Origin of the sequence: Marinovum sp. (assembly GCF_048263515.1) — a bacterium.
Taxonomy (GTDB): Bacteria; Pseudomonadota; Alphaproteobacteria; order Rhodobacterales; family Rhodobacteraceae; genus Marinovum.
Genome location: NZ_JBLXEC010000011.1, coordinates 123,978 through 132,243, shown reverse-complemented (window position 1 = coordinate 132,243; position 8,266 = coordinate 123,978). Strand labels below are relative to the sequence as shown.

Here is an 8,266-nt window from a genome sequence, read left to right as displayed (position 1 = left end):
CGTCACACCCGGCCGCGCGCTGCGCTACGCCGGGGGCTCCGCGCGCGGCCTCCTACACCAAGCGTTGGGACACTACCACCCATTCAAACTGAGGACCCGGCCCGCAGCCAGATGGCATCTTGGTGCATTTGCTACCTAAGACCGCTCGTGCTGCCTCGTCCATCTCGGTCACACGCTGCCACATCTCTGTCGTTCCGGGTTCATCGTCGAGGATGTCGAGGAAGACCGCCACGACCTCACCAGAGAGAGCCACCGCCTGCTTGTGGGTAAGAACCGCAGGCCCCGCCTCAGCGCCTCCCAGTGGCTCTCCAATGCCGCTAGAGCCTGCGAGAAGCGTCTCTTCGCCTCCGGCCAGTCCTTTATCCGCAGCGATGCCTTGGCATGTGTGGTGAGCTTGAGCTGGTAGATGCGGTCGCCGATGGGCTGCGACATGGTCGTACCCGCCGCACGTTCCAACACGTCGCGAGGGACATGGACGCGCAGGTAGTAGGTCGATCCGATCAGGACAGGTTGGGGCATTGTGCATCTCATTGTGTACCACCTCTATGTACCAGACGAAGCGGCGCATGTGCCTGAATATCAGGTACTTGTGCGATTTCAATGCAGTAGCATGGTGGGTGATGAGAGACTCGAACTCCCGACATCTTCGGTGTAAACGAAGCGCTCTACCAACTGAGCTAATCACCCTTCGTCGCCGCTTCTAATGCCCTGCGCGAAGGGCTTCAAGATGCAAAGTTTCCGAGCCTGCCGGAAATCCGCAGACCCTGCCCAGTCCTTCGAAATTTCTTCTTGACCTCAAGTTGACTTGAGCTCGCACCCTGGTCTGCATCACCAAAACGCGCAAGGAGACGCAGATGTCCGACCACAGCAGACCTTCCCCCCGCAAGACCCAGACAGGCGTGATCGCCGGCCTCTGGAGCAGCCTCGCCGACCGGCGGCACAGACGTCAGATCGAGCAGCTCAGGCGCGATCCGCGGATGGCGCGGGATATCGGGATGGACCCGCTGCCGGAGCCCCCGCAACGACGCGGGACCTTGCTCTGGTAGGGCCGGATCACGACAGGGCAAAAGAAGGAAAATGGTGGGTGATAAGAGATTCGAACTCCTGACATCTTCGATGTGAACGAAGCGCTCTACCACTGAGCTAATCACCCGGTAGCGCGTCTCTTAACGCCGGTTTTCCGGCCGTGCAAGGGGGGAGGCGGAGAAAAATCCGCCTCTTTCCGCCGGCCCGTGACGCCTGAACCGACACACCCGGCCTGTTGCGCAGAAACCGCAAGCGATCGGCGGGGACCCGCCGGCGGAATGACGCGCCTGTCCCGGTGCGACCAACTCGCCAGGGACATGAAAAGAGGACGACCGAAGATGAAAAAGACCCTGATTGCAGCCACCTGCGCCGCCACCATCGGCTCTGCCGCCCTCGCCGGCGGGCTCGACACCTATGTCGCGCCAGAAGTGGTGGTGGTCGAGACCGAGACCGCAAGCTCGTCGAGCGGCGTGACGCTGGTGTTGCTGGCAGCGCTGGTTGCCTTTGCGGCGGCTGCGTCGCACTGATCTTCGACGCCTCGACAGCAGAAAGGCCGCCCGAGCGCTTCGGGCGGCCTTTGTCGTTTCAGTCTGCGTCGTTTCGGTCGACGTTGCGGGCAGCGCTCAGGCTCAATGGGCCACGGCGCTGGTGCTGTCCTCGCCACGCGCAAGCGCGCGCTGGGCCGCGGCCTCTTCCTCGGCGGCCTCGTCCCATTCCACCGGCTCGGGCGCGCGGATCAGCGCCTTTTCCAGCACTTCCGAGACATGGGTCACCGGGATGATGTTGAGGCCCGAGGTGACGTTGTCGGGGATATCCGCCAGGTCCTTTTCATTCTCTTCCGGAATGAAGACCGTCTTGATCCCGCCGCGCAGCGCCGCCAGCAGCTTCTCCTTCAACCCGCCGATCGGCATGGCATTGCCGCGCAGGCTGACCTCGCCGGTCATGGCGATGTCCTTGCGCACCGGAATGCCGGTCAGCACCGAGACGATCGAGGTCACCATCGCCAGACCGGCCGAGGGGCCGTCCTTGGGGGTGGCGCCATCCGGCACGTGGACGTGGATGTCCCACTTCTCGAACCGCGGCGGCTTGACCCCGATCTGCGGCGAAATCGAGCGGACGTAGCTCGCCGCCGCATCGATCGACTCCTTCATCACGTCGCCGAGCTTGCCGGTGGTCTTCATCCGGCCCTTGCCGGGCAGGCGCAGGGCCTCGATCTGCAACAGATCACCGCCCACCGAAGTATAGGCCAGACCGGTGACCACACCGACCTGATGCTCGTCTTCGGCCAGACCGAAGCGATGCTTGCGCACGCCCAGGAAGTCCGGGAGGTTCTCGGAGGTCACCACCACCTTGTCGGTCTCGCCCTTGACGATCCGGGTCACGGCCTTGCGGGCGCATTTGGCGATCTCGCGCTCGAGGTTCCGCACACCGGCCTCGCGGGTGTAATACCGCACCATGTCCTGCAGCGCCTCGTCGGTCAGCTCGAACTCGGTCTTTTTAAGACCGTGGTTCTTGATCTGCTTGCTGATCAGGTGGCGCTTGGCGATCTCGGTCTTCTCGTCCTCGGTGTAGCCGGCCAGCGGGATGATCTCCATCCGGTCAAGCAGCGGCCCGGGCATGTTGTAGCTGTTCGAGGTGGTCAGGAACATCACGTTCGACAGGTCGTATTCCACTTCGAGATAGTGGTCCACGAAGGTGCCGTTCTGTTCCGGATCAAGCACTTCGAGCATGGCCGAGGCCGGGTCGCCCCGGAAATCCTGACCCATCTTGTCGATCTCGTCGAGCAGGATGAGGGGATTTGTGGTCTTGGCCTTCTTCAATGCCTGGATGATCTTGCCGGGCATCGAGCCGATGTAGGTCCGGCGGTGACCGCGGATCTCGCTCTCGTCACGCACGCCGCCCAGCGAGATGCGGATGAATTCGCGCCCCGTGGCCTTGGCGACCGATTTACCCAAGCTGGTCTTGCCCACGCCCGGAGGGCCGACAAGGCACATGATCGGGCCCTTCAGCTTCTTCGAACGCTGCTGCACCGCGAGGTATTCGACAATGCGTTCCTTGACCTTTTCCAGACCGTAGTGATCGTCATCAAGGATGTCCTGCGCCTTGTTCAGGTCCTTCTTGACGCGGCTTTTCACGCCCCACGGGATCGACAGCATCCAGTCGAGGTAGTTGCGCACCACGGTGGCCTCGGCCGACATCGGCGACATGTTCTTGAGCTTCTTCAGCTCGGCATCGGCCTTTTCCTTGGCCTCTTTCGAGAGCTTGGTCTTGGCGATCTTCTCTTCCAGTTCGGCGATCTCGTTGGCGCCGTCCTCGCCGTCGCCCAGCTCCTTCTGAATGGCCTTCATCTGCTCATTCAGATAGTACTCGCGCTGGGTGCGCTCCATCTGGGATTTGACGCGGGTCTTGATCTTCTTCTCGACCTGCAAAACCGACATTTCGCCCTGCATCAGGCCATAGACCTTTTCCAGCCGCTCGGAGACGCTGAGCGTTTCCAGCAGGTCCTGTTTCTGGTCAACCTCGATGCCCAGGTGCCCGGCCACGAGGTCGGCGAGCTTGGCCGGTTCCTCGGTCTCGGAGACGGCGACAAGCGCCTCTTCGGGGATGTTCTTCTTGACCTTGGCGTAACGCTCGAACTCGCCGGCGACAGTGCGCAGCAGCGCCTCGATCGAGGCCTGATCACCCGGCATCTCGGTCAGGTAGTCGCACTTGGCCTCGAAGAAGTCTTCGTTTTCAAGGTATTCGATGATGCGCACCCGCGCCACGCCTTCGACCAGCACCTTGACGGTGCCATCGGGCAGCTTGAGCAGTTGCAGCACGTTGGCGAGCACGCCCGCCTTGTAGATGCCGCTGGCCTCGGGGTCGTCGACCGAAGGGTCGATCTGGCTCGACAGCAGGATCTGCTTGTCGTCGGCCATCACCTCTTCCAGCGCGCGAACCGATTTCTCGCGGCCCACGAACAGCGGCACGATCATATGCGGGAAGACCACGATATCGCGCAGCGGCAGCACGGGATAGCTTGAGTTGAGGGGGTCTTGCATGCTCTTTCCTTATTCTTGGCAAACTGGCGTGGCCCCGCTTTGCGGCAGCACTCACCAGCTCCTGTCAGGCTAATCAGGTAGGGCGTTGCCCTGCCCCATTCAAGGATGGGGGTGTCTTGTTGCGCTCCAGAATGCCCGTGCCGGCGCGGCGGGGCAAGCGGGTATCTGGGCGCCGGTCGAGATTTCAATGCGCCCTGCGCGCCGCCCCCGCCCGTAAAATCGCCACATTTGCACGCCATACCGCGCGCATTGGCGGGTCCGGGTCCGGGCCCGGACCGGTTTTCCCCGGCGGGCAGAATGTCCGGCCGGGTCGTCTTATAAGGGGTGCCGCATGAAGGCGATGATTTCAGACCTGCTTTATTCCCGCGAATTTCGCAATTCCATGGCCGGGGCTCTGACCCGCAAGCTGATCCGCGCCACCGCCCCCCGGATGAACTACTCGGTCGATTTCCAGGTCGACATGCTGGCCGTCGAGCGGCCGCATTACGCCTGGTGCATGCTGAATGCCGCGCGGCTGGGCAAGGCGCTGGGCCATGACCGGATCTCGGCCATCGAATTCGGCGTCGCCGGCGGCAACGGCCTGGCCTACATGTGCGACTTTGCCGAAGAGGTGAAGAAGGTGACCGGCGTGACGGTCGAGTGCTACGGCTTCGACACCGGTGCCGGCATGCCGGAACCCGAGGGCGCCTATGACCTGCCCTACTGGTTTGCCGCCAAGCAGTACATCATGGACAAGCCCGCACTGCAGGCCCGGGTGCCGCAGGCCAAGCTGGTGATCGGCGACATCCGCGAGACCATCGCTGGCTTTCTCGACGAATACAAACCTGCGCCCATTGGCGTGATGTTCAACGACACCGATTACCATTCCTCGACCCGCGAAAGCTTTCGCATTTTTGACGCGGTGGCCGAGAAACCCGAGCATTTCCTGCCGCGGATCTTCATGTATTTCGACGATGTGCTTGGCTCGGAGCTCGAGATGTACGGCGAGCACAATGGCCAGCTACGTGCCATTGCCGAGCTGAATGCCGGGCAGGAGGCGATCCGCATTCATCGCAACCAGAACCTGATCCATCAGGACTACCTGCCCTACCGGCACCAGATCTACTACGGCCACCTCTTCGAGCACCCGGATTACAACCGCTATATCGGCGAGGGCCGGCAAGAGGCCATCGAGGGCCTGCTGAAGCTAAAGACCTGAGCGCTACTGGCAAAGCCGGAAGCCGCCCCGCCGCGCCCGCACGTCAAGATGCAGGTGGTTGTCATGGGCGGCGTCCGAGCCTGGGCCCAGCACGGTGCTGAAGTGCAGACAGGCGGTGGCGCGGGCGGCATCCTGAAAGGCCTCGGCCATGGTGCCTTCGCGCTCGCGCGGCATCACCGGGATCGGCGGCCCCTCGGCAAAGCGAAAGCCCATGATGTCGATGGCGTTGCCATAGGCGTGCTCTGACACCTTGCCGTCAGGGTCATTGTTGCGCCGCCGGCAGACATAGGCGCTGCCGTGTTCGATGGCTGCGAGCGTGCCGCGCTCCGGCAGCACGCGCGAGGCCGGAATGGCGAAATCCTGCACCCAGTTGGCCAGCGCCAGAGCAGTCTCGCAACGCATCCGCGCGGCGGGCTCCAGCGCCACCTCGCCCGGCAGGAGTGTCACTTCGACCGGCTGGCGGATGCCGCAGGCGCGGTCATCGGCGCTGATCGGGTCGATGGGCTGATAGCTGACGCCAAGCGCGTTGAGCGCGCCATAGCAGGCCGCCAGCGCCTCGGCGTCATAGGCGATCTGGTCGGGCACCACCGGCGCCGCGTCGATCACGGTGACCTGGTTTTCGGGTTGATCGGGGGTCTCGGCCGCTGGCTCCTCTGCCTCGGCGCCTTCCGTCTGACCCTCACTAAGCCCCTCAGGTCGCAGCTTCGGCGTCAGCGACGTCTCCGGCGGCGGGCCGGGAGGGTCTGCCTCCTGCGCCACCACCGGACATGCCGCCATCACCGCAACCAGCGCCAGGCGCATCAGCTGTCCCCGCCGACGAACTCGACCGTCACGCCCTGCCCGACCATCTGCGCCAGCTCGTTGGCGTCCCAGTTGGTCAGCCGCACGCAGCCGTGGCTCTGGCTCTGGAACAGGCTGTCGGGCTCGGAGGTGCCGTGGATGCCGTAGGTCGGCTTGCTGAGGTCGATCCAGACCGAGCCCACAGGTCCGTTCGGCCCCGGCGGCAGCACCAGCACCTTGTCGTTGTCGCCCTGCTTGAAGTTCTTGTCGGGGTCGTAGGTGTAGGTCGGATCGATCGCCACGGCGGTCACCTCGTGGGTGCCGCTGGGCGACGGCAGCTGGCCCGAGCCGACCGTCGCCGGGTAATTCGCCACCATCCGGCCGGAGGCATCGAAGGCCGCCACCCGGGTGACATCCTTGCGCACCTCGATGCGGGCCACCTCGGCGCTGACATCGGCACCGGGGGCGGCGACGGTGATGGTCTCGCCGGGCGCGAAACTGGCACCGCTGTTGAGATCACGGAGGAAGCCCTCGTCCATGTGAAAGCGCTCGGCCAGCTTCTCGGCGACGGAGGTGTAGCCCAGCTGATCGAGCTCGGCCAGCTCGGCATAATCCTCTGGCAGCGTGTCGGAGAGGCCTGCGGCATCCTCTTCGGTGATGGTGTAGCTCTGCATCACAGGCTCATGGCCGGGTCCGCCGAGCGCCTCCCAGACCGCCTGGTCCATCACGCCGTCGGCGCTCATGCCCTCGCGGGTCTCGAAGGCGCGCAGGGCGCTTTCCGACATCGGGCCACGGTAGCCGTCGATGACGCCGGGGCTGATGCCGGCACGGTCGAGCAGAACCTGAACGACCACGGCAATCGCCGACTGGCCGTCAGGCAGCGGCCCGCCGGAGTATTGCGCGTCCGAGATCGCCTCGGGCGTGGGTTGAGCCATGGCGGCAAAGGGGGCGAGAATGAATGCGGGGAGGAGGTGCAGGGTTTTCATGTCCTGCCAACGCCTTTGCGGCCGGCTGGTTCCCGCCGATGCAAAAGCAAACGGCGGCCACAGGGGCCGCCGTTCGGTAACTCGGATGTTCCGGGCCTCAGCCCAGTAACGCCCGCGCCTCGCGGAAGGACAGCAGCCTGCGGCTGTCTTCGTCCCAAAGGTGCAGTCGCGCGTTCTGCAGGCTTTCGCGGATGGTCATCGTATTGCCGGTGGCCAGCTCGGCGTGATCACGCAGCACCCGCGGCAGGCGGTAGAACGGAATGCGGCTGTGCAGGTGGTGCACGTGGTGAATGCCGATATTGGCGCTCAGCCATTGCAGCACCCGCGGCATCACGTAATGCGAGCTGCCGTGCAGCGCGGCGTCATGCAGCTGCCAGTCTTCTTCCGATTCCCAATGGGTGGTCTCGAACTGGTGCTGGACATAGAACAGCCAGACCCCGGCGGTCGCCGCCAGCAGCGTCGAGGGCAGGAAGATCAGCAGAACGGGCTTGAGCCCGCCGAACCAGATGATCACCCCCAGCACCGCAAAGATCGCCGCATTGGTCGCCATGGCGCTGACCCAGTAGCGTGCCGTCGCCATCAGCCCCAGCGGTAGGCGGTTCTGCAGGAAGAACAGATATCCCGGCCCCAGACCGAATAGCACCACCGGGTGCCGGTACAGCCGGTACATCAGCCGGTTGTAAGGCGACAGCGCCTTGTATTCGGCCACGGTCAGGGTGTGGATGTCGCCCATGCCGCGACGCCCGAGGTTGCCATGGGTGCTGTGGTGGATCGAATGCGACCGCCGCCAGACGTCATAAGGCGTCAGCGTCAACACGCCCAGCACCCGGCCCAGCCAGTCGCTGAGCGTACGATTCTGGAAGAAGGCGCCATGGCCGCAGTCGTGCTGGATGGCAAAGAGCCGCAGCAGGAATGCCGCGTTGAGCACCGACAGCGCCAGGGTCAGCCAGTAGCTGACGCCCAGCGACCACCAGGCTGCGGCCCACAAGAGAATGAACGGGCCGACGGTGACGGCCAGTTCGAACCAGCTGCGTGCTGCGCTGGGATCACGGTACTCCGAAAGGAGCTTTACCCAGTCTCGTGCCGCACGCTGCTGCGGCTCGTCCGCACGCGGTTCTGGGGATCGCCGGGGCGATTGAAGGTTGTCGGTCATGCGCCTGCTTGCTCGTTTACTTGGCTGGCTTCATAGACGAATAACCCACGCATGCAAACGCAAGGTTAACGTGCGACCGCAC

The 8,266-nt window shown here is 64.1% G+C and carries 8 protein-coding genes and 2 tRNA genes; 3 read left to right on the top strand and 7 right to left on the bottom strand.

The genetic code is table 11. The annotated features are described in order from the left end of the window. Window positions 1-168: 168 nt before the first annotated feature. Window positions 169-519 (bottom strand): DUF6538 domain-containing protein, encoded by a 351-nt coding sequence (locus tag ACN0SE_RS12220; RefSeq protein ID WP_417524805.1) that lies wholly within the window; start codon window positions 517-519, stop codon window positions 169-171. Between the two features lie 92 nt (window positions 520-611). Continuing rightward, a tRNA-Val gene (locus ACN0SE_RS12215) sits at window positions 612-687 on the bottom strand. Window positions 688-854: 167 nt separating this feature from the next. On the opposite strand from ACN0SE_RS12215, the gene ACN0SE_RS12210 reads away from it, so the two are divergent. Then, on the top strand, window positions 855-1,046 hold the full coding sequence (locus tag ACN0SE_RS12210) for a hypothetical protein (RefSeq protein ID WP_417524804.1): 192 nt from the start codon (window positions 855-857) through the stop codon (window positions 1,044-1,046). 32 nt (window positions 1,047-1,078) lie between these two features. Here ACN0SE_RS12210 and ACN0SE_RS12205 read toward each other — a convergent pair. Continuing rightward, window positions 1,079-1,153 (bottom strand) — tRNA-Val (locus tag ACN0SE_RS12205). 211 nt (window positions 1,154-1,364) lie between these two features. Between ACN0SE_RS12205 and ACN0SE_RS12200 the strand changes: the two genes are divergently transcribed. Continuing rightward, window positions 1,365-1,553: a hypothetical protein gene (locus ACN0SE_RS12200; RefSeq protein WP_417524803.1), complete on the top strand. Its 189-nt coding sequence runs from the start codon at window positions 1,365-1,367 to the stop codon at window positions 1,551-1,553. Between the two features lie 102 nt (window positions 1,554-1,655). Here the strand turns inward: ACN0SE_RS12200 and lon are convergent, their stop codons facing one another. After that, window positions 1,656-4,067, bottom strand: coding sequence for an endopeptidase La (gene lon / locus ACN0SE_RS12195; protein WP_417524802.1), 2,412 nt, complete (start codon window positions 4,065-4,067; stop codon window positions 1,656-1,658). A 331-nt stretch (window positions 4,068-4,398) separates the two neighbouring features. Between lon and ACN0SE_RS12190 the strand changes: the two genes are divergently transcribed. Continuing rightward, complete coding sequence (locus ACN0SE_RS12190; RefSeq protein WP_417524801.1) at window positions 4,399-5,265, top strand: hypothetical protein; 867 nt, start codon at window positions 4,399-4,401, stop codon at window positions 5,263-5,265. Between the two features lie 3 nt (window positions 5,266-5,268). Here the strand turns inward: ACN0SE_RS12190 and ACN0SE_RS12185 are convergent, their stop codons facing one another. From ACN0SE_RS12185 to ACN0SE_RS12175, 3 genes are all read right to left on the bottom strand, one after another. Beyond that, window positions 5,269-6,066 (bottom strand): extensin family protein, encoded by a 798-nt coding sequence (locus ACN0SE_RS12185; RefSeq protein WP_417524800.1) that lies wholly within the window; start codon window positions 6,064-6,066, stop codon window positions 5,269-5,271. Next, the gene (locus ACN0SE_RS12180; protein WP_417524799.1) at window positions 6,066-6,980 is read right to left on the bottom strand and encodes a L,D-transpeptidase family protein; all 915 of its coding nucleotides are present in this window, start codon (window positions 6,978-6,980) and stop codon (window positions 6,066-6,068) included. Before ACN0SE_RS12180 ends, ACN0SE_RS12185 begins: the two co-directional genes overlap by 1 nt. A gap of 148 nt (window positions 6,981-7,128) precedes the next feature. Further along, window positions 7,129-8,184: a fatty acid desaturase gene (locus tag ACN0SE_RS12175; RefSeq protein WP_417524798.1), complete on the bottom strand. Its 1,056-nt coding sequence runs from the start codon at window positions 8,182-8,184 to the stop codon at window positions 7,129-7,131. Window positions 8,185-8,266 lie beyond the last annotated feature (82 nt).